Source organism: Rhizobium sp. Root274 (genome assembly GCF_001429245.1).
In the GTDB taxonomy this organism is placed as follows: Bacteria; Pseudomonadota; Alphaproteobacteria; order Rhizobiales; family Rhizobiaceae; genus Allorhizobium.
In genome coordinates this window covers 1,244,589-1,270,932 of record NZ_LMJE01000007.1, presented here as the reverse complement: position 1 = coordinate 1,270,932, position 26,344 = coordinate 1,244,589, and the positions used below count along the sequence as shown (strand labels likewise).

General features: G+C 61.5%; 25 protein-coding genes. 13 read left to right on the top strand and 12 right to left on the bottom strand.

Going from position 1 to position 26,344, the window contains the following annotated elements; translation table 11 throughout:
• Positions 1-153: 153 nt before the first annotated feature.
• The 6 genes from ASE36_RS15055 to ASE36_RS15030 all read left to right on the top strand — a co-directional run bounded on the left by ASE36_RS15055 (position 154) and on the right by ASE36_RS15030 (position 6,939).
• Positions 154-1,134, top strand: coding sequence for an NAD-dependent epimerase/dehydratase family protein (locus ASE36_RS15055; protein ID WP_062281058.1), 981 nt, complete (start codon positions 154-156; stop codon positions 1,132-1,134).
• A 48-nt stretch (positions 1,135-1,182) separates the two neighbouring features.
• Positions 1,183-2,169 (top strand): sugar-binding protein, encoded by a 987-nt coding sequence (locus ASE36_RS15050; protein WP_062281477.1) that lies wholly within the window; start codon positions 1,183-1,185, stop codon positions 2,167-2,169.
• Positions 2,170-2,297: 128 nt separating this feature from the next.
• Complete coding sequence (locus ASE36_RS15045; protein ID WP_062281056.1) at positions 2,298-3,245, top strand: sugar-binding protein; 948 nt, start codon at positions 2,298-2,300, stop codon at positions 3,243-3,245.
• Between the two features lie 83 nt (positions 3,246-3,328).
• Entirely contained in the window at positions 3,329-4,828 is a 1,500-nt protein-coding gene (locus ASE36_RS15040) for a sugar ABC transporter ATP-binding protein (RefSeq protein WP_062281054.1), read from the top strand.
• Between the two features lie 12 nt (positions 4,829-4,840).
• Positions 4,841-5,827 carry an ABC transporter permease gene (locus ASE36_RS15035; protein WP_062281052.1) on the top strand — a complete coding sequence of 329 codons (987 nt, stop codon included), beginning with the start codon at positions 4,841-4,843 and terminating at the stop codon, positions 5,825-5,827.
• Positions 5,828-5,979: 152 nt separating this feature from the next.
• Positions 5,980-6,939, top strand: a complete 960-nt coding sequence (locus tag ASE36_RS15030) for an SdiA-regulated domain-containing protein (RefSeq protein WP_082511093.1) — start codon at positions 5,980-5,982, stop codon at positions 6,937-6,939.
• 1 nt (position 6,940) lies between these two features.
• Here ASE36_RS15030 and ASE36_RS15025 read toward each other — a convergent pair whose 3' ends face one another.
• The 4 genes from ASE36_RS15025 to ASE36_RS15010 all read right to left on the bottom strand — a co-directional run bounded on the left by ASE36_RS15025 (position 6,941) and on the right by ASE36_RS15010 (position 10,645).
• Positions 6,941-7,549 (bottom strand): J domain-containing protein, encoded by a 609-nt coding sequence (locus ASE36_RS15025; protein ID WP_062281049.1) that lies wholly within the window; start codon positions 7,547-7,549, stop codon positions 6,941-6,943.
• Positions 7,550-7,709: 160 nt separating this feature from the next.
• On the bottom strand, positions 7,710-8,984 hold the full coding sequence (locus tag ASE36_RS15020) for an ABC transporter substrate-binding protein (protein WP_062281047.1): 1,275 nt from the start codon (positions 8,982-8,984) through the stop codon (positions 7,710-7,712).
• 26 nt (positions 8,985-9,010) lie between these two features.
• Positions 9,011-9,673, bottom strand: coding sequence for an alpha/beta hydrolase (locus tag ASE36_RS15015; RefSeq protein WP_062281045.1), 663 nt, complete (start codon positions 9,671-9,673; stop codon positions 9,011-9,013).
• 15 nt (positions 9,674-9,688) lie between these two features.
• Complete coding sequence (locus ASE36_RS15010) at positions 9,689-10,645, bottom strand: VOC family protein (RefSeq protein WP_062281042.1); 957 nt, start codon at positions 10,643-10,645, stop codon at positions 9,689-9,691.
• 231 nt (positions 10,646-10,876) lie between these two features.
• Here ASE36_RS15010 and ASE36_RS15005 point away from each other — a divergent pair, with 231 nt between their 5' ends.
• The gene (locus tag ASE36_RS15005) at positions 10,877-11,854 is read left to right on the top strand and encodes a LysR family transcriptional regulator (RefSeq protein WP_062281039.1); all 978 of its coding nucleotides are present in this window, start codon (positions 10,877-10,879) and stop codon (positions 11,852-11,854) included.
• 24 nt (positions 11,855-11,878) lie between these two features.
• On the opposite strand, the gene ASE36_RS15000 is transcribed toward ASE36_RS15005, so the two are convergent.
• Entirely contained in the window at positions 11,879-12,349 is a 471-nt protein-coding gene (locus ASE36_RS15000) for an Lrp/AsnC family transcriptional regulator (protein ID WP_062281037.1), read from the bottom strand.
• A 188-nt stretch (positions 12,350-12,537) separates the two neighbouring features.
• Between ASE36_RS15000 and ASE36_RS14995 the strand changes: the two genes are divergently transcribed.
• From ASE36_RS14995 to ASE36_RS14970, 6 genes are read left to right on the top strand one after another with little or no spacing between them, the layout of a single operon-like run.
• Positions 12,538-13,329, top strand: a complete 792-nt coding sequence (locus ASE36_RS14995; RefSeq protein WP_062281034.1) for an ABC transporter ATP-binding protein — start codon at positions 12,538-12,540, stop codon at positions 13,327-13,329.
• A 42-nt stretch (positions 13,330-13,371) separates the two neighbouring features.
• Entirely contained in the window at positions 13,372-14,142 is a 771-nt protein-coding gene (locus tag ASE36_RS14990) for a transporter substrate-binding domain-containing protein (protein WP_062281031.1), read from the top strand.
• A 15-nt stretch (positions 14,143-14,157) separates the two neighbouring features.
• Positions 14,158-14,883 carry an ABC transporter permease gene (locus tag ASE36_RS14985; RefSeq protein ID WP_062281028.1) on the top strand — a complete coding sequence of 242 codons (726 nt, stop codon included), beginning with the start codon at positions 14,158-14,160 and terminating at the stop codon, positions 14,881-14,883.
• Between the two features lie 13 nt (positions 14,884-14,896).
• A complete protein-coding gene (locus tag ASE36_RS14980) occupies positions 14,897-15,586 on the top strand; it encodes an ABC transporter permease (protein ID WP_062281025.1) in 690 nt (229 codons plus the stop codon).
• A 20-nt stretch (positions 15,587-15,606) separates the two neighbouring features.
• The gene (locus ASE36_RS14975; RefSeq protein ID WP_062281022.1) at positions 15,607-16,839 is read left to right on the top strand and encodes a trans-sulfuration enzyme family protein; all 1,233 of its coding nucleotides are present in this window, start codon (positions 15,607-15,609) and stop codon (positions 16,837-16,839) included.
• 23 nt (positions 16,840-16,862) lie between these two features.
• Entirely contained in the window at positions 16,863-17,774 is a 912-nt protein-coding gene (locus ASE36_RS14970; RefSeq protein ID WP_062281019.1) for a homocysteine S-methyltransferase family protein, read from the top strand.
• 103 nt (positions 17,775-17,877) lie between these two features.
• Here the strand turns inward: ASE36_RS14970 and glnT are convergent, their stop codons facing one another.
• The 7 genes from glnT to ASE36_RS14930 form a co-directional block, all read right to left on the bottom strand.
• A complete protein-coding gene (glnT, locus tag ASE36_RS14965; protein WP_062281017.1) occupies positions 17,878-19,185 on the bottom strand; it encodes a type III glutamate--ammonia ligase in 1,308 nt (435 codons plus the stop codon).
• A gap of 87 nt (positions 19,186-19,272) precedes the next feature.
• Positions 19,273-20,601 carry an FMN-binding glutamate synthase family protein gene (locus tag ASE36_RS14960; protein WP_062281014.1) on the bottom strand — a complete coding sequence of 443 codons (1,329 nt, stop codon included), beginning with the start codon at positions 20,599-20,601 and terminating at the stop codon, positions 19,273-19,275.
• A 14-nt stretch (positions 20,602-20,615) separates the two neighbouring features.
• Positions 20,616-21,302, bottom strand: coding sequence for a GXGXG domain-containing protein (locus ASE36_RS14955; protein WP_062281011.1), 687 nt, complete (start codon positions 21,300-21,302; stop codon positions 20,616-20,618).
• Positions 21,303-21,331: 29 nt separating this feature from the next.
• Positions 21,332-22,237, bottom strand: coding sequence for a class II glutamine amidotransferase (locus tag ASE36_RS14950; protein WP_062281007.1), 906 nt, complete (start codon positions 22,235-22,237; stop codon positions 21,332-21,334).
• A gap of 90 nt (positions 22,238-22,327) precedes the next feature.
• Positions 22,328-23,038, bottom strand: a complete 711-nt coding sequence (locus ASE36_RS14945) for a helix-turn-helix domain-containing protein (RefSeq protein ID WP_413813664.1) — start codon at positions 23,036-23,038, stop codon at positions 22,328-22,330.
• A 225-nt stretch (positions 23,039-23,263) separates the two neighbouring features.
• Complete coding sequence (locus ASE36_RS14935) at positions 23,264-24,187, bottom strand: B12-binding domain-containing protein (RefSeq protein WP_082511092.1); 924 nt, start codon at positions 24,185-24,187, stop codon at positions 23,264-23,266.
• Between the two features lie 149 nt (positions 24,188-24,336).
• Positions 24,337-26,250 (bottom strand): 1-deoxy-D-xylulose-5-phosphate synthase, encoded by a 1,914-nt coding sequence (locus tag ASE36_RS14930; RefSeq protein WP_200945173.1) that lies wholly within the window; start codon positions 26,248-26,250, stop codon positions 24,337-24,339.
• Between the last annotated feature and the right edge of the window lie 94 nt (positions 26,251-26,344).

Below are 26,344 nucleotides of genomic sequence, written 5' to 3'. Positions count from 1 at the left end.
GGTCCTCCCCCATTCTGTTGTCCTCCCGCATCAGACCGTGGACGCTGCAAAGGCGGCAAGCGGCAATCCTGTTATTAATGATGCTTGACTTAATATTATTACTAAATATTAATTCGGGCAACCAGGGAATGAAAGAACCAAGGGAGGCGTTGAATGAGGTTGCTTGTCACGGGCGCCACCGGAAAGGTGGGCCAAGCCTTCCTTCCCGCCTTCCTCCAGGAGACGCGATTTGCGGACTGGAGTGTCGTAGCGCTCTGCAACAACAGGGTAATCGAGGCCGGTGATCGGCTGTCCGTTGTGAAGGGCTCGGTCGCAGATCCCGATGTTGTGTCAGCGGCACTGTCCGGGGTGACGCATGTGCTGCATCTGGCAGCGGTCAAGGAAACGCCGGACCAGGCCATCGATGTGGCCTTGAAAGGGCTTTATCTCCTGCTCGATCGCTTCTGCCGCCTCGACAATCCCCGGCAGTTCATCCTGCTCAGCGGCGACTGCGTCGTCGGCCACATCTTCCAAGACTATCCGGAGCCGATCACCGAGCAATCCCCACGCAGAGCCTATCCCGGCGTCTATGCGCTGACGAAGGTGTTGGAAGAGGTGATGATCGAGCAGGTCGGCATCCAGTCCGGGCTGAACTGGACGACGCTTCGGGCGCCTTGGATCATGGAGAAGGACGACTTCCGCCAGGCCTTCGCCCTCGGTGAAGAGCAGTTCGGCGGCCCGTCCTGGTCGGCATTGCTTGATCCTGCCCGGCATCAACGGCTCCGTGAAGGCAGACATTTTCCGGTGATGCGCGATGCCCAAGGGGGCTATCTGAAGCGCAGCTTCATCCATGTCGACGATCTCGTCCGCGCCATCCTGTCATCGATCGACAACGTCAAGGCCTTTGGTCAGTTGTTCAACATCGCCATGAACGAGCCGGTGGATTACGGCCGCGTCTCGGAGCGTGTGAGGGCGGTCGGCGGCCTGGAGCCTGCCGACATCGAGACGCCGTTCCACAGCAACTGGCTCGACAACTCCAAGGCACGAAAAATCCTCGGGTGGAGGCCCGAAATCGATCTCGACGGGCTCGTGGAACGGGCCTGGACGTATCGGCGCGCGGCGGACGACCCGCGCATCGTCTGGTATCCCGGCTGAGCAGGAGGGCTTTCGCCGGCAATTTGGAGGAGGAAAACAGCAATGAAAATGCGTTATCTGGCATTCACTGCAATACCAATTCTCATGGCGCTTGCCGGCGAAAGCGCCGCCGAGGGCAAGAAGACGCTGGCGATCGTCGTCAAGGGTCTGGACAACCCATTCTTCGAGCAGATCAACCTGGGCTGCAAGAAGTGGCTCTCAGAAAATCCCGATAGTGAATACGAGTGCCTCTATACCGGTCCTGCGTCTTCGGCCGACGAGGCCGGCGAAGTGCAGATCGTCGATGATCTCCTGAGCCGAGGGGTGGCGGCTATCGCCATCTCGCCATCGAATGCGCCTGCCATGGCCAACCGTATTCGCGAAATCGCGCCGACCGTTCCTGTCATGACTGTCGATGCCGATTTTCTCGAAAAGGATCATGACATGCGCAAGACTTATCTCGGCACCGACAACTACCTGATGGGCGTCAAGATGGCTGAGGAGGCGAAGAAGCTGAAGGCCGAGGGCGGATCCGTCTGCCTGCAGCTCGGCAATGTCGCCGCTGCCAACATCAATGCGCGTGCACAGGGCTTCCGCGATACCATCGCAGGCGCCAAAGATGTCGATCGTCTGACCGGGCAGAACGGTTGGACGGAAATCGAAGGTTGCCCGGTCTATACCAATGACCAGGCGGATCTCGCCAACCAGCAGATGTCGGATGTGTTCACAGCGCATCCAGATCTCGATGCCTTCATCCTGATCGGCGGCTGGGCGCAGTTTGCACCGCAGGCCTATACCCAGGTCACCGACCAGGTGATGGACAAGCTCAAGTCCAAGGACCTGATCATCGTCGCGGGTGACACATTGCCGCCGCAGACACAGGCGTTCCGCGACGGTCGAAGCCATGCGCAGGTGGGTCAGCGGCCCTTCGAAATGGGCTACAAGGCGCCCGACGTGATGATCCAGCTGATCAAGGGCGAGAAGGTCGAGGACCCGTTGTTTACCGGTCTCGATGTCTGCAACACCGAAGATCCCGGCTTCTGCAAAGACAACTGATCTTTGGGCCAGAGGGGGCACGCCCTCTGGTCAACTCATTCGGCATGCGGACGGTCCGGGAGGGGCCGGCCCTGCGTGCTGCCGTTCAACTTGATGGCAGCCCAAGGAGAGGGTTGCGGGAGGATAAGATGAAGACACTATCGATCACGGCCCTTGCGGCCGCACTCACGCTCGCCGCTTCACCGGTGTTGGCCGAGGACAAGCAGTCACTCGCTTTCGTCGTCAATGCCGCTTCCGACTTCTGGAAACTGGCGGAAGCCGGCGTCAAGGCAGCGCAAGCCGAGCTTCCGGATTTCGACCTGCAGTTCCGTTATCCGGCCCAGGGGACCGCAGCTCTGCAGAACGCGCTGATGGACGATCTGGTTGCCGCCGGTACGGATGCGATCATGATCTCGTCGGTCGACCCGAAGAACTCGGTCGATGCCTTCAACAAGATCGCCGGGCAGATCCCGCTGTTCACCACCGATAGCGATGCGCCCCAGTCGAAGCGCATCGCCTATCTCGGTTCATCCAACACGAAGGCCGGCATCCAGGCGGGTGAGATCGCGGTGAAGGCGCTGCCAAAGGGTGGAAAATGCATGGGCTTTGTCGGCTTCCTCGGGGCCGACAACGCGAAGGAACGCATTGACGGTTTCCGGCAGGCCGTCGACGGCAAGGGTATCGAACTGGTCGATGTCCGTGGCGACGACGTGGACTTTGCCCGCGCCCGCTCGAATGTCGACGACGTGCTGGCGGCAAACCCCGAAATAGACTGCATGGTCGGCTTCTATTCCTACAATCCGCCTAAGATTTACGAGGCCCTGCAGGCTGCCGGTAAGCTCGGTGCAATCACCGTCATCGCCTTCGACGAGGACCCGATCACGCTGGGTGCAGTCCGCGAAGGCAGCTTTGCCGGAACCGTTGTCCAGGATCCCTACCAGTGGGGCTATCAGGGCATGAAGCTGATGGCAGCCTATGTGAAAGGTGACAAGTCGCAGGTCCCGGCCGATGGCCTGATCATCGTGCCGACGCAGGTGATCGACAAGGCCAATGTCGATGCCTTCGAAAAGCAGCTCAAGGAACGTATCGGCGGCTGATCCGGTGCCGCTGATACTGCCGGTCTGCGCGGATTGATGTCGTCCGCGCAGACCTTTCGCCCGCTGCCGAGGAGCGTTTCTTCATGTCCCCTGACACCCCTATCAGCCTCGATCTCCTTGGGATCACCAAGGTCTATGCGAGTGCCGTAGCGCTGAACGGTGTGTCGCTGTCGATCCGCGGCGGCGAGGTCGTCGGGCTGATTGGCGAGAACGGGGCCGGCAAGTCGACGCTGATGAAGGTGCTGGGTGGAACGATTGCGCCTGACGAGGGCGAGATGGTGATTGATGGGGTGCCCCTCATGGCACTGACGCCGGCGGCGGCCGTCGCGCATGGCATTGCTTTCGTCCATCAGGAACTGAACCCTTTCGTCAATCTCGACGTGGCCGGCAATGTGCTTCTTGGGCGCGAGATCCGCAGCGGCCCTTTCGGTTTCGTCGATCGGAAGGCGATGGAAAGCCGTGTTCGCCCCTTGCTCGAACTGCTTGGAACTCGTTTCACCGCATCGACTGCCGTTTCCGAGCTGTCGCTAGCCGATCAGCAATTGCTGGAAATCGCCAAGGCACTGTCGATCAATGTGCGCCTCTTGATCCTCGACGAGCCGACCTCAAGCCTGACGCTGGCGGAAACACAGAGGTTGCTGGCCGTCATCAGGCGGCTTCGCGACGAGGGGGTTGCCGTCCTGTTCATCACGCACCGGCTGAACGAGGTGGAAGAGGTGGCGGACCGGGTCGTCGGGCTGAGGGACGGATGCAACGCGGGCGACCTGCCACGGGAGGGGATCACCAAGGATGCGATGGTGCGCCTGATGATCGGTCGTGACGTGAAGCAGTTCTATGTGCCGCCGGATCGGCAGGAGGGGGCGGTCGTCCTCAAGACGATCGGCTTGCGGACGCAGACCTATCCCGATGCGGCTGTCGATCTTCAAGTCCGCAGCGGCGAAATCATGGGACTTGCGGGGTTGGTCGGGGCAGGACGCACCGAGCTTGCGCGCGCGCTGTTTGGGATCGATCCGGTTCTCTCCGGACAGGTGGAGATTGCTGGGCGGGCGGTCGAGCCGGGCTCCGTTCGCGCCGCGATCGCGGCAGGAATCTGCCTTGTGCCGGAGGACCGGAAGACGGAGGGCCTGTTCCTCGACTTCTCCATCGCCGGCAACGTCATCATGCCGAGACTGGACGCCGTCGCCCGGCACCGCTTCATCGATGAGGGAGCGGAGTTGCGGGTGGCGGAGGACTTTCGGGAACGGTTGTCGATCAAGGCCCGGCGGCTCGACCGACCCGTTGGCGAATTGTCGGGTGGCAACCAGCAGAAGGTGGTGTTGGCAAAATGGCTCGGGCTCAAACCCCGGCTCATCATTCTCGATGAACCCACACGGGGTATCGACGTCGGCGCCAAGGCCGAAGTTTATCGCTTGATGCGGACGCTGGCGGCGGAGGGGGCCGCCATCCTGATGATTTCCTCAGACATGGAAGAAGTCATCGGCGTTTCCACGCGTGTCGCGGTCATGCGCCGCGGCGTCATTGCCGGCGTGCTTGAGCGTGAAGATGTCAGCGAGGAAGCCGTTTTGCGGCTCGCCGTCGAATAGAGGAAAGAGCAGATGCACAAGAAAGACATCGGGCTTGCGGTTCTCGTCCTGACCGTTGGGGCAGTGGTCGCGCTGGTCAATCCGCGCTTCCTGTCACCGATCAATCTGGCGAACACCGCCAACCTGATCGGACTGTTCGGGCTGTTTTCCATCGCGGAAGCCTTCGTCATCGTCACGGCCGGGATCGAGCTGTCGATCGGCTCTGTGATCGCGCTCCTCGGCGTCATCTTCATCGATCTCATCGCCTCCTATGGTGTTCCCTGGCCGGTGGCGCTGGTCGTCGTTCTGGTGCTGTCTGTCATCATCGGGCTCCTGCATGGCTGGCTGATCACCCGGCTGAAACTGCAGCCATTCGTCGTGACCCTGTGCGGGCTGCTGATCTATCGCGGGGTTGCCCGCTTCTACACGAAGGACGGAACCGCTGGGTTCACCTTTGGCACCGATATGCCCACTCTCGAATTTCTGTTTGTCGGACGGACAGCCGGCGTACCGCACTCCGTCATCGCCTTTGCGGTCTTTGCCGTCCTTGCCTGGGCACTGCTGCACCGAACCGTCTTCGGTCGCCATCTGATGGCGGTGGGAAAGAACGAGGAAGCCGCGCGCTATTCCGGCATCGATACGCGGCGTGTCATTCTCTATGCCTATATGCTCTGCATGTTCCTAACCGGCGTCTCTGCCGTGTTCTTCGCCATGTATACCAAGTCCGTCCAGCCATCCTCGCATGGGAATTTCTACGAACTCTACGGCATCGCGGCTGCCGTTCTCGGCGGGTTTTCGCTCAGGGGCGGCGAGGGGTCGATCGTCGGCGTGGTTCTCGGTGTCGTGCTGTTGCAAGAGCTGCAGAACCTCGTGAACCTGCTCGGGATCCCGTCGTCCCTCAACTTCGCGGTCATGGGCGCGGTCATCCTCGCCGGGGTCATCGCCGACACGCAGTTCGTCGCCTATCGCGACCGGCGCCGGCAGGCGGCAGCACGGTCGGCGCTGAAGCAGGGTGGGTAAGGCCGGCGATATTTGCTTGGTCATATGCAACTTAAGGCGCGGGGTTGTCAGATACCGGTGCAACGGTTACGGACAAGCCGGTTTTCGAGGAACAGTCGGTACTCATCGCTTACAGGGTCGACTTCCTTTCGTGCTTTAAGTGAGGTCGCGTGATGACGCCCGTGCCGCTGGACAAGCGTGATTTTCCCAAGCGGTCCAGAGCTTCCAAAGGAAGGTACGTCGCGGCCGGGCTATTGCTCATCGCTGCCAGTGCCGTCCTCTGGTTCTCGGGTCTCCCGGCGCTTGCTTATTTTTACGCGGTTATGGCCGTCAGTGCCGATACTGCCCGGCCGGCACTACAGCTTGGAGACTACGAGGCAAAGATCGAGGCTCGCCCCGTCGAGGGGCTGACACGCGATCTCTCGGGCCTCACATATTCGCCACAGACCGGAACGCTGTTCGCCATCGTCAACCGGCCGGCGCAAATCGCCGAGCTGTCGGTCGAAGGACGGTTGCTGCGCACGATTGTGCTCAACGGTGTCCAAGATCCGGAAGGCTTGACGCATGTCGAGGGTGGTCGGTTCATCGTGACAAGCGAACGGCACCAGAGCCTGCACTGGATTACCGTCGACCGAAGCACTTCGCAGGTCACGGCGGAGGGTGGCGATCGCTTGCGGCTGGATTTCGGCGCCCTGCGAAACATGGGCTTCGAGGGTCTTTCCTGGGATTCGCGCCAGAAGCGGCTCTACATCGCGCAGGAGATGTTACCCGCCCGCGTGCTTGTCGTGGACGGGCTGGCCTCGACGTCAACCAGCCTCAATCTCGCAGTCAGCGAATGGAGCCCACACGGTTTGGCCGCAACCTTCATGCTGGACCTGTCATCCTTGTCCTTGCATGAGAGTACAGGCAATCTGATCCTGCTCAGCCATCTGTCGCGCATCCTGGTGGAATATGCGCCGGATGGCCGCGTCCTCAGCTTCTTGCCCTTGTGGCGCGGTATGAATGGTTTGTCTGCCTCAATTGCCCAGGCAGAAGGTGTCGCCATCGGGCCCGATGGCGATGTGTTCATCGTTGCCGAGCCGAACCTGTTCTATCGTTTCGGCAAACACTCAGATGCGGCAGAGGGCTTCTGACTCAACAGAAGCCGTTCAGCTTGAGGATCTTATGGGCGTCGATGGAGGCGCGCAGCTTGTCTTCCGAATCCCGATCGCCCTGATTGACGTCCGGATGGTGCATCTTCAGCCGCTCTTTGTAACGACGCCTGATCTCTTCCGGTGTTGCATCGGGTGACAGGTCAAGCGTTTCAAAGGCCTTGGCTTCGAGAACCTTCAGTTTGCGGCGCTGCAGATCGGCTGCCGCTGCCTGACGCTGGGCGGCCGTCTTGCGGGCGTTGATTGCCTTGGCCGAACCCGAGCGGGTCGTCAGCGGCAGAGGAATTTCCTTCGGCTGGGTCGTGCTCGTGCCCACCGTGGCGCGAGCACCGCTAGCGGCTTCCCGCTGGTAGCGCGCCGTCACCGGGTCGGAGAGGGTGGTCTGGTAGTTGTAGCCCTTGTTGTATTCCTTCACATGCTCCTGGCAGAACAGCAGGTAAAGGCCATCGGCGTCACAGCCGACGGGTGCGCGGTGAGCGCCATGCTTCTCGCATCCGTCCCACTGACATTTCGGGCCGGTCTCGACGCGATGTGCTACTGGCTTCTTCTTGGTCGACCGCAGGCCGACGAATATCTTTGAATCAGTCGTCATCCGGCCATATAGGGCAGTCTCACCGCGCCGGGCAAGGACTATGACGCATGGCACACATACCGTATTGGCCGGGTGTTGCAGTCATGTCGCTTGAGCCCACCTGATCACGCGAAGATGCCGGGCTCGCCCGGCACCACTGTTTCGCTCCAGGAGCCACACGTCAGCTCAGTGCTTCCATCTTGCCGGCTGCCGAGATGTTCGGCGCCGTCTTGTTGTCGACGATGACGAGGTCGAATTTTCCGTCGTCCTTGCGGCGCCACTGACCACCGACCAGCGGCGTTTTGGTGACGTTCTTGGCGGCAAAGGGCGGCACACCCTGGCCGTTCCATTCGACATGGCCGACGATGGTATCGACCTTGGAGGCGGCGATGGCTGCGGCGATTGCATCGGCATCGGTCACATCGGTGACGCGGCCCATGACATCGGTCGCCATTTCGAACAGCGAGTGGATAAAGCCGATCGGCTGGGTCCAGGGGCGGCCGGTCTTGGTCGTGAAGTCGGCGGCAAGCTCGGCGGCACTCTGGCCTGTCAGCGACGATTTGAACGGGTGCTGGGCCGACCACCAGACTTCGGACGACAGATTGTGGCCTGCCGGACCGAGCGTCTCGACGGACTGCGGAAAAAGGATCGCCTTGGCCACCGTCAGCGCTTTAGGCGTAAAGCCTTGCTGCTTGGCCTGGTTCCAGAAGGTGGTGAAGTCCGGCGGAATGACGACACCCGTGATGATGTCGCAGCCGCCATCCTTGAAGGCGTTGACCTGGGCGGTGAAATCGTCCGACAGGTTCTGGTAGCGGCCGGGATCGAGGAGGTCGTAGCCGGCCTGAGCGAGCCCGGGCTTCAGGCCGACATTCGGGTCGCCCCAGGCATTGCCGTCGGCATCGTTGGGGAACAGGCCGCCGACCTTTTTATTTGTGTCGAGCTGGCTCCACATGTTGGTGAAGACAGCGATCACGTCTTCCAGACCCCAGAAGTAGTGATAGGCGAAGTTGAAGGGTTTCCAGCTGGCGGGATCTCCGGGATTGCCCTGTTGACCGATGAACCATGGCTGCCAGGGCGCCTTGGTCGAGATACAGGGAATGCCTTCCGCTTCGCAGGTCGTTGCCACCGGATTGGTGGTTTCCGGCGTCGAGGCCACCAGCATCAGGTTGATCTCGTCCGACAGGATCAGTTCCTTGGCGACATCCGCGGCGCGGTTCGGATTGGATTGGCTGTCCTTGACGATCACCTCGAAGTTCTTGCCCGCCTCGGTCGCGAGGAAGGAGGCGATGTTATAGGCATCGCTCTCCCCGAAGCTCGCCAGCGGCCCGGTCTGCGGACTGACGTAACCGATCTTGATCTTGGCTCCTTGCGCGATGGCAGGGGCCGCGAGGCCACCGAAGCCATAAGCCAGGCTTCCTGCGGCGGTCGTCTTCAATAGCGTTCTGCGCGTGATCATGCTGTCCTCCCGATTGTTGTCTGGTTTCAGGCGGCGACCCGGCGAAAGGGCCGACTGCCGACTGCAAGGTCCTTCAGGATGGCGTCGAGGGCTGCAACCTCCATCTCGGATGCCTGATGGGTGCGTCCGGGAAAGAGCTCGCATCTCAGCCTCGCCCGCGCCCTCCCAAGCGCTTCCGAAGCTTCGGCAAAGGCAGAGACCGGGATCCAGGGATCGAGGTCCGAGCCGGTCAAATAGACGGGTAAGCCGTCGAGGTCGGCGGATGGTCGATCGTCGGTGGTGTGGCCCACGCGGCAGCCGGTCAAATTGACCATGGCACCATTCCACGGGCCGAACTTCATGGCATATTCCAGCGACAGGCAGGCGCCCTGGCTAAAGCCGCCGATGACCAGAGGCTTGTCACGTCCGCCGGCATTCCGCAGGTCCTCGACCAGTCCATGCAGGTAGTCGAGAGAGGCGCCGAGCGCCTCCCTTGTGTTGTCGTTGAGGGCGTCGGTTGCGCGTGCCGCATACCAGCTGTTGCCCTCCGCCCGTGGCAGGCAATAGGCAATACTACCCGCCGACAGCCGCCCTACGACCTGTTCCATCATATCTTCGGGCGACTGAGTGCGCCCATGCACGAAGACGCAGAGGACCTCCGCCTCGGCCGGTGAAATCCCGAAGCGATGCGGCTCGCCATGTTTTGCCATGCCGGCATCTCCCCTTTAGAAGTTGGCGGGTTCCAGGCCGGCGATGAGTTCTTCCCTGCGATCTTCGAACCATGGCGGGAAGACGAGTGTCGAGCCAATCGCATCGGCCGGTTCGTCCTTCGCCCAGCCGCCTTCGACCGACCAGGCGATCTCGAACAGTGCCCCGCCCGGTGAGCGCACATAGCAGGACTTGAAGTAGTTGCGGTCCTTCTGGTCAGAGACGTCAGTGAAGCCGAGACCTTCGATATGGGCTTTCAGCTTCAGCTGGTTTCCTTCGTTGCCGGTGTTGAGCGCCAGATGGTGGATCGTGCCGCCTGAAAGCGTCCAGGTCCCTTGAGGTCCTGTCGGCTGATGGATGACCTCAACCATGCTGGAGGGGCCGCCGGGATTGGGAACCGAGAACATGAGGCCCTCGTCGCTGTCGGCTTCCTTCTGCATGCCCATCGCGATCGTCAGGAAGTCGTCCATGGACGTGCGGTCGAAAACGGCGACAGCTGCGCCGTAGATGCCGCGAATGCCATGATGCGGGCCGATGCCCTGCTTTTCATTGGTGATCGGCTCACGGGTATCGGCCGGGCTTTCGACCAGTTCGTGCTCGATGCCGCAAGGATGGGCAAGCGCCACCCGCGTGATGCCGAAACGGCTGGTCATCGAGGCCTTGATGCCGCGTTCGTTCAGCCGGTTCACCCAGAATTCCGAGGAGCCGAGCGGGATCGACAGCTGGATGATCTTCGACTGGTTGGTGCCACGCTTGCCGTAAATGCCGGGCTTGCGGAAGGGGAACGTGGTGACGATGGTCGAGGGGTCGCCGTTCTTGGCGCCGTAATAGAGATGGTAGACGGGGATCACGCCGTCGAAGAGGACCGTTCGCTTGATCGAATGCAGGCCCAGCGTCTTGGTGTAAAAGTCATAATCCTCCTGCGCCCCGTCCGTGCTAAGCGTGAGGTGATGATAGCCCGAAATGTATGACATGCGTTCCTCCTCCAAATGCCGTCATGCGGACAAGCGGGGTCCGCAGACACGAAACATCAGGAACCATCCTGAGATCGAAGACGGGCTGCGATCGTCTCCCAAATGCAAAGCCAGCTTTGCGCATCTCCCCAGCCCGTCATTCCTGCAGGATCCTCCCCATGCAGCCCCGACCATACAGCGGAACATTGGCTCTGTTGATAAAATTGCTTATGTTCGGTATAGCAAATTGCTATGAAAATAGACGAAAGGCACCTGGTTCAATTGGCGGCCGTGGCGGAGACAGGCGGCGTCACGGAAGGGGCTGCCATGCTCGGCATGACGCAGCCGGCCGTATCACGGACGCTGTCGATGCTGGAGCGGCGCGTGGGTGAGCCTCTATTCATTCCAGGTAAACGGCCGTTGCAACTGACGCCGCTTGGCCAGCAGCTGGCCATCCAGGGGCGGTCCATCCTTCTCGCTTCGCGGAAAGCCGTGGACATCGTGCGCAGCTTCCAGTCGGGGACATCCGGCCGGATCAAGGTAGGCGGTGTTCCCTTCTTCATGGATGCCGTCATCTCGCAGATGATCGCATCCTTCCAGTTGAAGGAACGCGACATTCTCGTCGAGCAGTCCTATGGCAATATGCCGGACCTTTTGAACGAGCTTGAATCGAGCCAGATCGACATGGCGATCACGCCGATCGGCAGTGCCGAACTAGGCGCTGATTTCGAGTTCCAGCCGCTTTTGCCGGGACGGAACGTGCTGACCTGTGCCGTCGGCCATCCGCTGCTGCGCAAGCGCACGCTGCGGATCGAGGATATCGTCACCTATCCCTGGGTGGCGCCGCTGCCGGGCTCGCCACTGGTGCTCGACCTCCACAACATTCTGATCACGCTCGGAATATTGGAACTTGCGATCCGTTATTCCGGCGGCTCCCTGCTCTCGGTGGTCAACTATGTCGCTTCCACCGATGCGCTCGCCATCCTGCCGCATTCGGTGGTCTTCTCGTTCAAGGGACAGGACAAGATCTCGATCGTGCCGGTCGACATCCCGCAGCCAGAGCGGACGCTGGGCATCATCACGCGGCGCAAGACCTATCCTAATCCGGCGGGGCGGAAGTTCCGCGATCATATTGTCGGGGCTTTCAAGGACCTCAAGACGATCATCGAGCGCCACGAAAAGTCTATCGTCTGGGGGCAGGGGCCATTCCTGCCGGAGCGCGATCGGTGACGGGCCAAGGGGTCGCTCCTTGCCTCAGGGTTTGATGGGGATCTGCAGACCGATCTTGATGTCGCGCAGCACGACATTGGTGTTCATGCGCTTGATCTGCGGATTTTCCGACATCAGTTGGGCGCTGATGTCATCGTAATGCTCGACATCGCGGGCGGTGATGATGGCGACCAGATCGACCTGGCCGGTCACATAATAGACCTGCTGAATATTGTCCTGCTTGTCGGCCCAGGCGCGGAAGCGAGCCAGCGCATCGTAATTATCCCGCTCGATCTCCATGCCGGTGATGAATGTCATCGGATAGTCGGTCGCCTTGCGGGAGACGACCGCGATCTCGGCGGTGATGATGCCGTCCGTGCGCAGCCGCTTCAAACGGCGCTGGACCGCTGAGGGAGAAAGGCCCACCTTGTCGGCAATGGCCTCTGCCTTCATCTGGCAATCGCGCTGGAGGAGGTCGAGAATGCTGCGATCGAATTGGTCCAGTTGCTCGACCATGGCCGTAGTCTCCTTTGCTGGCTTTGCGTCTCACCTGACCAACTGGGTACGCTCATCAGGGTCCGTGCCGATCGTGAGCGTCCTCGCGGGCTTTCTGCGGCAATTCTGCAGAGAACGCAAGAAATGCGAGGAAAACAGGCGCGGAACGCCATCTATGGTCTTGCACCTCCGAATGTCTCAGGATCCCGATGACGATAGCCGCCACCGCTGCCCTTGACGTAACTGATCTCCACAAGAGCTTCGGCCCTCTGGAAGTCTTGAAGGGCGTTTCAGCCACGGCCAAACGTGGTGACGTGATCTCGTTGATCGGTTCGTCAGGCTCCGGCAAAAGCACCTTCCTGCGCTGCATCAACCTGCTTGAGACACCCGATCAAGGCCGGATCGTCGTCGGTGGCGAAGAGTTGCGCTTGAAACCTTCCAAAAAAGGCGGCCTCGAAGCCGCCGATCGCAAGCAGCTGGAGCGCTTGCGCACGGGACTCGGCATGGTCTTCCAGAGCTTTAATCTCTGGGCCCATCGCACGGTCCTGGAAAACGTCATCGAAGCGCCGGTGCATGTGCTGAAAGTTCCGCGTCGCGAGGCGATTGAGAAGGCGGAAGCGCTGCTCGCCAAGGTCGGCCTCTACGACAAGCGCGATGCCTATCCGGCCTTCCTCTCCGGTGGCCAGCAGCAGCGGGCCGCGATCGCGCGTGCGCTCTGCGTCGATCCGGCCGTCATGCTGTTCGACGAGCCGACATCGGCACTCGATCCGGAACTGGTGGGCGAAGTGCTGAAAGTCATCCGCGATCTCGCGGAAGAAGGGCGCACCATGCTGCTTGTCACCCACGAGATGGCCTTTGCCCGCGATGTGTCGAACCATGTGATGTTTCTCGATCGCGGTCGCGTCGAGGAGGAGGGGCCGCCGGAGCGTGTGTTCGGCGATCCGACCAGCGTCCGCTGTCGCGACTTCACCCGCAGTCTTTCCGGTCGCGCCGCTGGCTGACCGATCCATTCGCTTTTTATCCACTTAAGGGGACCATCCGCCATGAAAATCATCTCCCTTCTCCTTGCCGGTGCAGCACTCGCCGCAACCGCCGTCACCGCCCAGGCCGAAGTGCGCTTCGGCATCATGAACGAGGCCTATCCGCCCTTCTTCGCCAAGGATGCATCCGGCGTCTGGCAGGGCTGGGAAATCGACATGATGAATGCGGTCTGCGCCGAGATGAAGGAGACCTGCTCGGTCATCGACTTGTCCTGGGATGGCCTGATCCCAGCGCTTCAGTCGAAGAAGTTCGACGTCATCTGGTCGTCGATGTCGATCACCGACGAGCGTCTGAAGACCATCGACTTCACCAATAAATACTACAACACGCCGAGCAAGCTCATCGGCCCGAAGGACCAGGAGCCGGGCGCCACGCCGGACGCTGTCGAGGGCAAGACGATCGGCATCCAGGTGTCGACGGTGCAGTCGGAATATTACAAGAAGTATTTCGCCGACAAGGCCGAGGAGCAGACCTACCAGACCCTCGACGAGGCCTTCCAGGATCTGGCCGCCGGCCGCATCGATTACGTCTTCGGCGATTCCATCGTGCTCGACGCATTCCTCAAGTCCGACTTCGGCAAGGATTGCTGCGCCGACATGGGTGATGTCGCGGACGATCCGGCTGTGCTTGGTGTCGGCGTCGGCGGCGGTCTGCGCAAGGACGATACCGAACTCAAGGCCAAGCTGAACGACGCGATCGCTGCTGTCAGGGCCTCGGGCAAGTATGACGAGATCTCGAAGAAGTATTTCTCCTTCGACATCTACGGCAAGTAAGCGGCCGCGCAGACGATGGCGACAACCCCGATGACGGCATGGCAATTGCTGGCGCTCGAGCCTCCTGGCTGGGGCGGGGCACTGCTGACGGGTGCCGTCACGACCGTCGCCATCTCGGCAACTGCGTTCGCCATTGGACTCGTCTTCGGGCTGTTTGGCGCCATGGGCAAGCTCTCCGGCAACCGGCCGGTGGGCCTGCTGTTGAAGCTCTATACCGGCACCATCCGTGCGGTGCCGGAACTCATCCTGATCGTCGGCCTCTACTATGCCGGGACCGACGGGCTGAACCGGCTGTTGCAAGCCTTCGGCCTGCCGCCGGTCGAGGTGAATGGTTTCGTCGCGGCCGTTGCCGTGCTCGGTTTCGTCCAGGGCGCCTATATGACTGAAGTGCTGCGCGGGGCAATCCTCGCGATTCCGGCCGGGCAAATCGAGGCGGCCCGTGCCTTCGGCATGTCGCCCTTTCTGCGCTTCCGCCGTGTCACCCTGCCGGCACTCTTGCCCAATGCCTTGCCGGGCATGGCCAATCTCTGGATGTCGGTGACCAAGGACAGTGCGCTTGTCGCCGTTGTCGGCTATCAGGAACTGGCGCTGACCACCCGTCTTGCCGGTGCCAATACCAAGCAGTATTTCCTGTTCTTTCTGGCAGCCGCTGTTCTCTATCTGGCGATCACGCTTCTCTCCAATCTCGTCTTCCACTGGCTCGAGCGTCATGTGCGCCGGGGCCAGCGGCTGACGGCCTGACGGGGAGGGGACAATGAACTTCGATTGGCTTTTCAAATACTGGCCGCTTCTGCTCGATGGTGCCTTCCAGACGGTGGCGCTTCTCGTGATATCGGTCGGCTTTGGCTTCATCCTGGCGATCGGTCTTGCCTTTGCGATGGTCGGCGGCGGGCCGGTGACGCGCAGTCTGGCGCGCGGTTATTCGACCGTGTTTCGAGGAACGCCGCTGCTGATCCAGCTCTGGTTGCTCTATTACGGCGTCGGATCGCTTCTGCCGATGGTGCCGGGCCTGCGCCACAGTTTTCTCTGGCCGATCCTGCGCGAAGGCTTCTTCTTCGCTGCCTTGTCCTTCACGCTCAACTATGCGGCCTATGAGGCGGAGGTGCTGCGCGGTGCGCTCTTGTCCGTGCCCAAGGGCGAGCTGGAGGCGGGGCGGGCGCTCGGTATGAGCCGGTTCACGCTGGTGCGCCGCATCTGGCTGCCGCGGGCTATCCGCACGGCGCTTCCGACCATTGCCGGCGAGGTCGTGATGCAACTCAAGGCGACCCCGCTCGCCTTCACCGTCACAGTCATGGATCTCTACGCCGTCGCCTTCAAGGTCCGGCAGGATACGCTTCTCGTTTACGAGCCGCTGCTTGTTGTCACCCTCTTCTATGTCGTGCTCACCGTCCTCATTACCCGCGCCTTCGGTATCGTCGAGGCCCAGGTGCCGATCCGCCGTTGAGCGGCTCCGAAAGAACAATCATGTTTAAGAGCTTCGTCACCCATCCTCTTCCGGAAAACGCTGGCCCCGAAACCCGCGCGCTTGATGGCGGTCTGATCATCGATCCCGCAACGGGTGCGATCGCGCCGAACATTTCGATGTCGGTCAACAATGTTCTGATGCCAGGTGACGGTGCCTTCTCGGCGGATGGCGTCGAGGATCTGGCAGCGCTTCCTTATCTCTATGCCCGCTGGACCAATCCCACCGTACGTCAGCTCGAACAGCGTCTGGCCGCGCTGGAAGGTGCTGAGGATGCGCTTGCCAGTGCCACGGGCATGGCGGCAATCGCCGGCATGCTGCTGACGCTGCTGAAGGCCGGCGATCACCTGATCGTCTCTGACGTCTGTTATGCCGGGGCGGCTGAACTCACCCAGCGTGTCCTGCCGGATTTCGGCATCGAGGTGACTGCCGTCAACATGGCGCGGCTCGATCTGGTCGAGGCGGCGATCAAGCCCAATACCCGGCTCATCCACTGCGAGAGCCCTGTTAATCCGATCCTGCGCATCGTCGATCTCAAGGCGCTCTCGGCCATTGCCGCGCGCCATGGCGTGCTGACCTCGGTGGACTCGACCTTCGCGACGCCTGTTGCGACACGTCCCCTCTCACTTGGCGTCGATCTTGTCATCCATTCGCTGACCAAGTTCATCAACGGCCATGGCGACGCGCTCGGCGGCGCGGTGATCGGGCGAAAGGAACTGGTCGCACAGATCCGTGGGCGCGCCGGCGTCTATCTGGGCGCTGCGCTTTCCGCCCAATCCGCCTGGCTGATCATGCGCGGCATCGACACGCTTTACCCGCGTCTGCGCATGGCGTCGGAGACGGCGCTTTCGGTCGCACGCTTTCTGGAGAGCCACCCGCAGGTGGAGCGGGTCATCTATCCCGGTCTCGAATCCCATCCTCAGCATGAACTCGCGAAGCGCCAGATGGACGTGTTCGGCGGCATGATCGGTTTTCGCACGCGCGATCCGAAAGCCACGGCAGGCCGACTGGCAGAGCGGCTGCGGGTCGCTCACTACGCCTTCTCGCTTGGCCACCAGCGCAGCCTCGTCGTTCTCATGGAGACCGATGAGATGATGGCTTCGACCTACCGGCTCACCGGCGAGCCGCTTGCAGATTACCGCGCCTATGCCGGTGACGGGCTGTTCCGCCTGTCGATCGGCCTCGAGACCCCGGCCGATATCATCGCCGACCTCGACCAGGCGCTTACCCCCTGACCGCATCCGACGGAGACATTCCCATGGCAGACACCCTCATTCTCGACGGCGGCATGAGCCGCGAACTCCTGCGGCTTGGTGCCGAACTCAAGCAGCCGGAATGGTCGGCACTGGCGCTGATGAACAGCCCCGAGATCGTCCGCCAGGTGCATGATGAATTCATCGCTGCCGGCGCCGATGTCGTCACGACCAATTCCTATGCGCTGGTGCCTTTTCATATTGGCGAAGAGCGCTTTGCCAAGGATGGGGCTGAGCTGATCGCGCTCTCCGGCCGGCTTGCCCGCGAGGCGGCCGATGCCAGTGACCGCAAGGTTTTGGTTGCCGGTTCGCTGCCGCCGATCTTCGGCAGTTATGAGCCGGAGAATTTCGACCCGTCGCGTGTCCAGGATTATCTCAAGGTGCTCGTCGAAAACCTGGCGCCGTATGTCGATGTCTGGCTTGGGGAAACGCTGAGCCTGATTGCGGAAGGCGAGGCCGTGCGCGAGGCGATTAAGGCGCATCCGAAGCCGTCCTGGATTTCGTTCACGCTTGCCGATGGCGAGGCTCAGGTGGCAGGCGGTGAAGCCAAGCTGCGGTCTGGCGAAACGGTGAAAGCCGCTGCCGAATGGGCTGCCGGTTCCGGCGCTTCGGCGCTGCTCTTCAACTGCGCCAAGCCGGAAGTTATGAAGCGCGCGGTTGAGACGGCGGCTGCGGTGTTTGCCGAGGAAGGCGCCGATCTCAAGATCGGCGTCTATGCAAATGCCTTCGAGACCGACACGGACGAGAAGGCGGCCAACGAGGGGCTGCACGACACGCGTCAGGATCTGACGGGCGATGTCTATTCCCGTTTTGCCTGCCAATGGGCCGAGGCCGGCGCCACCATGATCGGTGGTTGCTGTGGTATTGGTGCGGAGCATATTCACAGGGTTGCGACGGCTTTGCGTCGGGTGGCATGAGACGTCTCTGATGCCGAAGGCTCTCTGCGGAACGAATGTCGTTCACTGCAAAGGCCATATCCGGGGCTGATCCGGATATGGCCTCTGTGTTGTCGACGATGCGTCAGGCGTCCAGCGTAGTCTGGCGCTCCCAAGCGGTGAAGTGTCCGCAATAACTATCCCACTCACTGCGTTTCAGCTTGAGGTAAGCGTTGGAGAACGCGTCGCCTAAGGCCGTCCGGAGCGGGGCGTCGTTCTCGAACTCTCTCAGCGCATCGAGCAAGTTCAGCGGCAGGCGCGGCGCATCTGTCACCATGTGGCCATCACGGTACATGTCGATGTCGTGATGCGGGCCGGGATCGGCATTGCTATTCAATCCGCTTAAACCTGCGGCGATGATGATGGCCTGCAGAAGGTATGGGTTCACAGCGCCGTCTGGGAGGCGGAGTTCGAAGCGTCCGGGGCCGGGTACGCGGACCATGTGGGTGCGGTTGTTGCCGGTCCAGGTGACAGTGTTCGGTGCCCAGGTGGCGCCCGAGACTGTGCGCGGGGCATTGATGCGCTTGTAGGAATTCACCGTCGGGTTGGTGATTGCGGCGAGTGCCGAGGCATGTTTCATGATGCCGCCGAGGAAGGTCTTGCCCTTGGCGGAGAGGCCGAAGGGCATGTCCTTGTCGGCGAAGGCGTTGACCTGGCCATCCAGATCCCAGACCGAAATATGGGCGTGGCAGCCATTTCCTGTCAGACCTTTGAAGGGTTTCGGCATGAAGGTGGCGCGCAGCCCGTGTTTCTCCGCCACAGATTTTACCATGAACTTGAAGAAGGAATGTTTGTCGGCCGTCTTTAGGGCGTCGTCATACTCCCAGTTCATCTCGAACTGGCCGTTCGCGTCCTCGTGGTCGTTCTGGTAGGGCTTCCAGCCCAGCGCCAGCATGTGATCGCAGATTTCCGCGATCACGTCATAACGGCGCATCAGGGCCTGCTGGTCGTAGCAGGGCTTTTCTGCGGTGTCGTACTGGTCTGAGATCTGTTCGCCATCGGCTGAAATCAGGAAAAATTCCGGTTCGACGCCGGTCTTGACCCGTAGCCCAAGCTCCGCCGCTTCCGCGACCAGTTTCTTCAGGACCACCCGCGGCGCCTGCGCGACGGGTTGATTTTCCATCATGCAGTCAGCGGCAACCCAGGCGACGTCAGGTTTCCAGGGCAGCCGGATGACGGACGAGGCGTCCGGAATGGCGAAGAGATCGGGATGGGCGGGGGTGAGGTCGAGCCAGGTGGCGAAACCTGCAAAGCCGGCGCCATCCTTCTGCATGTCGGCGATGGCCTGGGCGGGGACCAGCTTGGCGCGCTGGGCGCCGAAGAGGTCGGTATAACTGATCATGAAGTATTTGATGCCTCGCTCCTTGGCGAAGCTTTCGAGATCCTGTGTCACGTCGTTCCCCTGTTTTTATGGATTGAGACACATTGGTTGAAAGAAAATGGCCGCATCCGTGGGAGTCGGATGCGGCCATCAGGTGTTTTAGAAGCCTCCCTTGCCGGGGTACCAGCTGGTGCCGGCCAAAGGCACCTGGGCCATGGCGGCGGCCTCCATCGTCAGCGCGCAGAGGTCCTCCGGCTCCAGGTTGTGCAGTCTGTTCTTGCCGCAGGCGCGGGCGATGGTCTGCGCCTCCAGCGTCATGACCTTCAGGTAGTTGGCGAGCCGACGTCCGGCCGCGACCGGGTCGAGACGGGCGGCAAGTTCCGGGTCCTGGGTGGTGATGCCGGCGGGGTCCTTGCCCTCGTGCCAGTCGTCATATGCCCCGGCTGTGGTGCCAAGCTTCTGGTATTCCTCTTCCCATTTCGGGTCGTTGTCGCCGATGGCGACCAGCGCTGCCGTGCCGATCGCGACCGCATCCGCGCCAAGCGCCAGAGCCTTGGCGACATCGGCGCCAGAGCGGATGCCGCCGGAGATGACCAGCTGCACCTTGCGGTGCATGCCGAGATCCTGCAGTGCCTGCACGGCGGGGCGGATACAGGCCAGCGTCGGCATGCCGACATGTTCGATGAAGACGTCCTGCGTCGCGGCCGTGCCGCCCTGCATCCCGTCGAGCACCACGACATCGGCGCCGGCCTTTACTGCAAGGGCGGTGTCGTAATAGGGGCGGGCGCCGCCGACCTTCACATAGATCGGCTTTTCCCAGTCGGTGATCTCGCGCAGTTCAAGGATCTTGATTTCGAGATCGTCAGGGCCGGTCCAATCCGGATGGCGGCAGGCCGAGCGCTGGTCGATGCCCTTCGGCAGGTTGCGCATGTTTGCGACGCGATCGGAGATCTTCTGGCCAAGCAGCATGCCGCCGCCGCCGGGCTTCGCTCCCTGGCCAACCACCACTTCGATTGCATCGGCGCGACGAAGGTCTTTCGGGTTCATGCCGTAACGGGAGGGGAGATACTGGTAGACGAGCTTTTCTGAATGACCGCGTTCCTCATCCGTCATGCCGCCGTCGCCGGTCGTGGTGGAGGTGCCGGCGAGCGTTGCGCCGCGGCCGAGCGCTTCCTTGGCGTTGCCGGAGAGCGCGCCGAAGCTCATGCCGGCAATCGTGATCGGGATCTTCAGTTCGATCGGCTTCTTGGCAAAACGCGTGCCGAGCACCACCGAGGTATCGCACTTCTCGCGATAACCTTCGAGCGGATAGCGGGAGATCGATGCGCCAAGGAAGAGCAGGTCGTCGAAATGCGGGACCTTGCGCTTGGTGCCGCCGCCCCGGATGTCGTAGATGCCGGTCGCTGCGGCGCGGCGGATTTCGGCAAGTGTATGGTCATCAAACGTGGCAGACTTGCGCGGCGGGGTGAAGGGGTTGTGGTAGCTCATGGCCTATCCTCGCCTCAATACGCGTCGGCATTGTCGATGTTGAAATTGTACAGTTTGCGGGCCGAGCCGTAGCGTTTGAACTCTTCGGGCTTCACGTCGGTGATGCCTGCCTGGGCGAGAAGTTCGGCGAGCTTTGCCAGATGCTTCGGCTTCATCTGCTTTTCGATGCAATCAGCACCGAGGCTTTTGACCGTGCCCCGCACGAAGAGTTTCGCCTCGTAGACGCTGTCACCCAGCGCTTCGCCGGCATCGCCGCAGACGACAAGATGGCCCGACTGGCCCATGAAGGCCGACATGTGGCCGATGGAGCCGCGCACCACGATGTCGATGCCCTTCATAGAGATGCCGCAGCGAGAGGCGGCATTGCCCTTGATGACGAGCAGCCCGCCGCGCCCGGTGGCGCCAGCATATTGCGAGGCGTCACCTTCGATGACCACGGTGCCGGACATCATGTTTTCCGCAACACCTGGACCTGCGGAGCCATGGATGGTGACGGTTCCGCCGTCGTTCATGCCGGCGCAGTAATAGCCGACGGAGCCCTTCACCTCGACAGTGAGAGGCGCATTGATGCCGACCGCGACGGCGTGGTGGCCGCGTGGGTTCACGACCTCGAAGAGGGTGTCGTTGGAGCCGCTGCCGAGAGCGTGAAGCGCGCTGTTCAGGTCTCGGAGCGGCGTGTGGGAAAGATCGAAGACAGGCATTCAAGAAACTTTCTCGGAAGGGGCGCGGATCAGGCGGCCTTTTCGTGGTCCCAGAAATAGACGGTGGCCGGCTCCGGCTCCCAGACGCGGGCGGTTTCGATGCCCGGCAGGTTGACCAAGGCCCGGTATTCGGAGCCGAAGGCGACGTACTGGTCGGTCTCGGCCATGACGGCGGGCTTGCAGGCGATCGGGTCGCGGACCACGCCGAAGCCGGTTTTCGTGCCGACGACGAAGGTGAAGAAGCCATCGAGATCGTCGAGCGCGCCGGTCAGCGCTTCGCCGAGATCCTTGCCCTTGGCCATTTCGGCGGTCAAATAGGCGGCGGCCACTTCGCTATCGTTCTGTGTCTCGAAGGACATGCCCTCGCGGATCATCTCGCGGCGCAGGTTGTTATGGTTCGAGAGCGAGCCGTTGTGCACTAGGCACTGGTCGGCCCCCGTGGAAAACGGATGGGCACCGAGTGTCGTCACCGCACTTTCGGTCGCCATGCGTGTGTGGCCGATGCCATGGGTGCCGCCCATGGCGCGAACGCTGAAGCGCTGCACGACATCCTTGGGCAGGCCGACTTCCTTGAAGATTTCGACGCTTTCGCCCGAGCCCATTATGCGCACGTTTGGGCGGACGGCAGAGAGAACGGAGCGGATGTTCGCCAGGTCGCCCTGGTCGATCAGGATCACGGCGTGCGTGCTTTTTACGGCGACCTCGACTTTGAGGCCGACCTTGGCGAGATCATCTGCGAGGTCCCCAAAATCCGCTTCCGGGGCGGCAGACTGGACGGTCACCTTCGCCTTGCCGCCGCTCGTTTCGCCATAAATGGCGATGCCGGCGGAATCAGGTCCGCGATCGGTCATGGTAATCAGCATATCCGACAGCAAGGCGCCGAGCTGCGGTTCAAGTGCCTTGTCCTTGAGAAACAGTCCGACGATGCCGCACATGGCCACGATCCCCCTTGTTCAGTGGAACAAGGAGTAGCAGCGGCACGCAACCCGATCAACCTTCAGGAAACTATTTTTCCTAAGGGGCAATCATTTTTGATGGGGATAGGAGATGATCGAAAGATAGCGTGCCGGAAGTTTCACCAGTTCTTCCGGGCCATGGGGGGCATCGGCATCGAAGAACAGGCTGTCGCCGGCTTCCATCCGGTAGAGCCTGTCGCCATGGCGATACACAACCTCGCCCTCGAGCATGTAGAGGAACTCCATGCCCTCATGCTGGAAGGTCGGGAAGATGTCTGACGAGGCGTTGAGCGTGATGAGATAGGGCTCGACGATGACGCCCGAGGTGTTGTTCTCGATATGGCCGAGCAGGCTGTAATGGTGGCCGGCACGGGTGCCACGGCGCTCCAGGTTGACGCCTTCGCCCGCCTTGACGAAGCTCGCCGACTTCGGCTCCTCGAAACCCTTGAAGAATGCGGTGATCGGCATGCCGAGCGCTTTTGATAACGCCTGCAGGGTTGTCAGCGAGGGCGAGATGTTGCCGTTCTCGATCTTTGACAGCATACCGACCGACATGCCGGTTGCAGCCGCGAGATCGGCGACCGTGATGCCGAGTTTTTTGCGATAGGTGCGAACCTCATGGCCGATCGCCATTTCGAGATTGTTGGCCCGCGGCTCCCGCACAGCGTGCGGATCCTGGGCGAGGGCGGCAACAAGAGAGGCGGCGGCGGGCAGCTTGCCGCGGCCTTTGCCATCCTTCGCACCCTTTGCCATCAGCTCTCTCCCCCGGATCATGTTCATCGTTCTGCCGCTCACGCGTCCGAGTGCTCTAGCGGATTTCAGCGGGAGGCCACAATGGGCTTTCAGCCTTGGACGAGAGGTGAGGCGTTTGGGGAAGTCGGCGCGAGCGAGGGTATGGCAGATCTACTGCAGGCTTGAGCAGCCGTCGGGTCAGTTCAAGATGGATCTTCCCGGCTACGGCAGAAAGCGACAAGAGGGAACGCACAGCCTCCCGTTTTCGCTGCTCTAATCCGCCAGCTGCATCACTTCCAGCGCAGATCTGGCCACGATGTCAGCGCCGATACGATTGAACGCCTGCGGATCTTTTTTCACGGCTGGGCCGCCAACCGCGATTTTCATGCTTCCGGCATACCGATTGGAGTGTATGCGCCGGATTGCCTGGGCGCATTCCGGAGCCTCATCGACGCGGCCGACCGAAATGCCGAGAAGGTCGTAGGGGCCGTTCGACAGGCGGGTGTAGACGTGATCGTCAAGCTCCAGCTCTCCGCCGCCTTCGACGGCCCAGCCCATGTCGCGAAAACAGGAGGCAACGATCGAGACACCGATGGTGTGCATGGCACCTCGTGTTCGTGCCAGGAGAACCCGACGCTCCGTTTCGCGTGTACTGAGCGCAGCGCTTCGGCTCTGCGACAGGTGGTTGATGATCATGCCGATGCGGGTCGAGGCCACGGCAACCTGCATGAAATCCGTCTCGTCGGTGCACCACAGATTGCCGAGATAGGCCGCAACCGGAGCAAACAGTTGGATGGCCAGCGTCTGCATGGGCAAGCCGCTCCGCTGCAATTCCTCGATTAATTCGCGGTGGCCACGGGGATCGGGATCAATCAGGACGCTGATCAGCGCCTGGCGGAAAGAAATTGCCCTTTCCGTGCCGGGCAGCTGACGCGCGCTAGGGTCGAGTTCGGGATGGAGCTGGAGGTCGATTTCCTGCGGGAGCGCGCGCGAAGTCCGCCCGGCCGTCAGCTCCGGATGCCCCGCACCCACGAGCTTCGGAACAGCCTTGCGAATGGCATTCTCAAGGATCCGATAATCGAATGGGCTGAGATGATTGCCCGCTGCGGCTTCTGCCGGCGGCTTCTCGTTGTCCCTCGTGTCCCACGCGTTTCCCCGCCCGCCATCCGGCGGGCCTTTCCTGCTGTCGTTGGCCATTTCACCCTCCCGATCCCTGGCCTTGACGGTCTTCTTCTTCCCGCTCGAACACTACTGCATCCGCAATCAGTCGCCAATCATATTCTAAAATTAAGTTCGCCAGGCATTACGGTGCCTGCTTCGTTTCGGTTTGCTCCCAGCGAAAGAAGTTAACCTCGGTCTTCTGCGCGGTGGACCTGGGGCATCGCGTCCTGATGTCCGCCCCGGGCACGGTTATGGCCGTTGATGGCCTCGCTCACATGCGGTGCGAGGGCGCCTCTGACCTGACCGGCAATATGGCGTGCCGTTAGCCGGGCCTCGTCATACATGTCGTCAGGGCTTGCCTGAGCGATAAAGTGATCGGGTAATGTCAGGGTTCTGATGGCCGAGCGGCCGTCCAGCATGCCCTTCTGTGCGAGATAATGAAGCACAAGAGCGCCGAATCCTCCGGTCGCTCCCTCTTCAATGGTGACCAGCAGTTCGTGGCTGGAGAAGAGTTCCGCAATGAGGGCGGTGTCCAGAGGTTTGGCAAATCGCGCGTCGGCGACGGTGACGCTGATGCCGTAATCAGCGAGCATCCGTCGAGCCGAGAGACATTCGGCAAGCCGTGTCCCGAAGGAGAGGAGAGCGACATGGCGCCCGCTCTCGATAATCCGGCCGCGTCCGATCTGAATAGCCTGACCTTCGGCCGGAAGGGATATGCCGGTTCCTTCACCGCGGGGGTAGCGGAAGGCGATCGGCCCAGAGTCGTGGGCGGCAGCGGTGGCCACCATATGCACAAGTTCGGCCTCGTCGCTCGCCGCCATCACGGTAAAGTTCGGCAGGTTGGCGAGGTAACCGATGTCGAAGGCGCCGGCATGGGTCGGACCATCGGCGCCGACCAGTCCTGCACGGTCGATGGCGAAGCGAACCGGCAGGTTCTGCAGTGCCACGTCATGTACAATCTGGTCATAGGCGCGCTGCAGGAACGAGGAATAGATCGCGCAGAAAGGTTTCATCCCGCTTGCGGCAAGACCGGCTGCGAAAGTGACTGCGTGCTGTTCCGCAATGCCGACGTCGAAACAGCGGTCTGGAAATTCTTTCTGGAAGATGTCGATACCCGTCCCGGCAGCCATCGCGGCCGTTATGCCGACGATGCGCTCGTCCCGACGCGCTTCTGCAATTAGCGCATTCGCGAAGACCTTCGTGTAGGCGGGTGCTTTTGCAGGTGTCTTCACCTGAGTGCCGGAGAGGATGTCGAACGGATTGACGCCGTGGAACCTGTCGGGTGCCGCCTCGGCATGATGATAGCCAGCGCCCTTTCTCGTCACCGCATGCAGCAGGATCGGGCCAGGATCCGCCTCCTTCAAAGATCGGAGCAGGGGCAGGAGCGTGTCGAGGTCATGACCGTCAACCGGGCCGACATAGCGCAAGCCGAGGTTTTGGAACAAATTAAGTCGACCCGATGCGGCCGCTTCGGGTGCGTCGGTGATCTGCCGAATGTTCGACAGATGGCGGGCCAAGGCTCCGGTCGAAGGGGAAATCGACATGTCATTGTCGTTGAGGATGACGATTAGACGGCGTCCGAGGCATCCGGCATTGTTGAGCGCTTCGAAGGCCATGCCCGCCGACATCGCTCCATCGCCGATGACGCAGACGACATGGCCCTCTTCTCCCGTAAGATCGAAGCCGACGGAAAAACCGAGACCGGCGGAGATCGACGTGGAGGAGTGAGCAGCGCCGAACGGATCGTAGGGGCTTTCGCTGCGACGGGTGAAGCCGGAAATGCCGCCCTTTTTGCGCAGGCTCGACATGCGCTCACGCCGACCGGTCAGGATCTTGTGCGGGTAGCACTGGTGGCCGACGTCCCAAAGCAGTTTGTCGTGGGGGGTGTCGAAGACCGCGTGGATGGCGATGGTGAGCTCAATGACACCGAGACTGGAGCCGAGATGGCCACCGGTTTCTGAAACAACCTTGAGTGTTTCGGCCCTCAGTTCATCGGCCAGGCGCACCAGTTCCAGGTGCTCCAGGCTGCGCAGATCCTGCGGTGACCTGATGCGGTCGAGCAGGGGAGTAACGCCGGCATTCGTCGAAATTAAGCCCACTGCGCTATCCTCCCACGCAAGAGCCTGTCCTACCGACTGCGTCGCTCACAGGCATTTCTGCCGGACGGGAGCTGTTTGTCAGAGGAGCAGTATC

What these genes read in the sequence shown, in the direction of transcription:
- ASE36_RS14985 (WP_062281028.1), top strand. Translation starts at nt 14,158, where the DNA reads ATGGCGACAACCCCGATGACGGCATGGCAATTGCTGGCGCTCGAGCCT.
- ASE36_RS14945 (WP_413813664.1), bottom strand. Translation starts at nt 23,038, where the DNA reads ATGAACATGATCCGGGGGAGAGAGCTGATGGCAAAGGGTGCGAAGGAT.
- ASE36_RS15015 (WP_062281045.1), bottom strand. Translation starts at nt 9,673, where the DNA reads ATGGCAAAACATGGCGAGCCGCATCGCTTCGGGATTTCACCGGCCGAG.
- ASE36_RS14955 (WP_062281011.1), bottom strand. Translation starts at nt 21,302, where the DNA reads ATGCCTGTCTTCGATCTTTCCCACACGCCGCTCCGAGACCTGAACAGC.
- ASE36_RS15045 (WP_062281056.1), top strand. Translation starts at nt 2,298, where the DNA reads ATGAAGACACTATCGATCACGGCCCTTGCGGCCGCACTCACGCTCGCC.
- ASE36_RS15000 (WP_062281037.1), bottom strand. Translation starts at nt 12,349, where the DNA reads ATGGTCGAGCAACTGGACCAATTCGATCGCAGCATTCTCGACCTCCTC.
- ASE36_RS14995 (WP_062281034.1), top strand. Translation starts at nt 12,538, where the DNA reads ATGACGATAGCCGCCACCGCTGCCCTTGACGTAACTGATCTCCACAAG.
- ASE36_RS14990 (WP_062281031.1), top strand. Translation starts at nt 13,372, where the DNA reads ATGAAAATCATCTCCCTTCTCCTTGCCGGTGCAGCACTCGCCGCAACC.
- ASE36_RS14935 (WP_082511092.1), bottom strand. Translation starts at nt 24,187, where the DNA reads ATGGCCAACGACAGCAGGAAAGGCCCGCCGGATGGCGGGCGGGGAAAC.
- ASE36_RS15040 (WP_062281054.1), top strand. Translation starts at nt 3,329, where the DNA reads ATGTCCCCTGACACCCCTATCAGCCTCGATCTCCTTGGGATCACCAAG.
- ASE36_RS15005 (WP_062281039.1), top strand. Translation starts at nt 10,877, where the DNA reads ATGAAAATAGACGAAAGGCACCTGGTTCAATTGGCGGCCGTGGCGGAG.
- ASE36_RS15050 (WP_062281477.1), top strand. Translation starts at nt 1,183, where the DNA reads ATGCGTTATCTGGCATTCACTGCAATACCAATTCTCATGGCGCTTGCC.
- ASE36_RS15010 (WP_062281042.1), bottom strand. Translation starts at nt 10,645, where the DNA reads ATGTCATACATTTCGGGCTATCATCACCTCACGCTTAGCACGGACGGG.
- ASE36_RS15025 (WP_062281049.1), bottom strand. Translation starts at nt 7,549, where the DNA reads ATGACGACTGATTCAAAGATATTCGTCGGCCTGCGGTCGACCAAGAAG.
- ASE36_RS14975 (WP_062281022.1), top strand. Translation starts at nt 15,607, where the DNA reads ATGTTTAAGAGCTTCGTCACCCATCCTCTTCCGGAAAACGCTGGCCCC.
- ASE36_RS15020 (WP_062281047.1), bottom strand. Translation starts at nt 8,984, where the DNA reads ATGATCACGCGCAGAACGCTATTGAAGACGACCGCCGCAGGAAGCCTG.
- ASE36_RS15055 (WP_062281058.1), top strand. Translation starts at nt 154, where the DNA reads ATGAGGTTGCTTGTCACGGGCGCCACCGGAAAGGTGGGCCAAGCCTTC.
- ASE36_RS14960 (WP_062281014.1), bottom strand. Translation starts at nt 20,601, where the DNA reads ATGAGCTACCACAACCCCTTCACCCCGCCGCGCAAGTCTGCCACGTTT.
- ASE36_RS14950 (WP_062281007.1), bottom strand. Translation starts at nt 22,237, where the DNA reads ATGTGCGGCATCGTCGGACTGTTTCTCAAGGACAAGGCACTTGAACCG.
- ASE36_RS14980 (WP_062281025.1), top strand. Translation starts at nt 14,897, where the DNA reads ATGAACTTCGATTGGCTTTTCAAATACTGGCCGCTTCTGCTCGATGGT.
- ASE36_RS15035 (WP_062281052.1), top strand. Translation starts at nt 4,841, where the DNA reads ATGCACAAGAAAGACATCGGGCTTGCGGTTCTCGTCCTGACCGTTGGG.
- ASE36_RS15030 (WP_082511093.1), top strand. Translation starts at nt 5,980, where the DNA reads ATGACGCCCGTGCCGCTGGACAAGCGTGATTTTCCCAAGCGGTCCAGA.
- ASE36_RS14970 (WP_062281019.1), top strand. Translation starts at nt 16,863, where the DNA reads ATGGCAGACACCCTCATTCTCGACGGCGGCATGAGCCGCGAACTCCTG.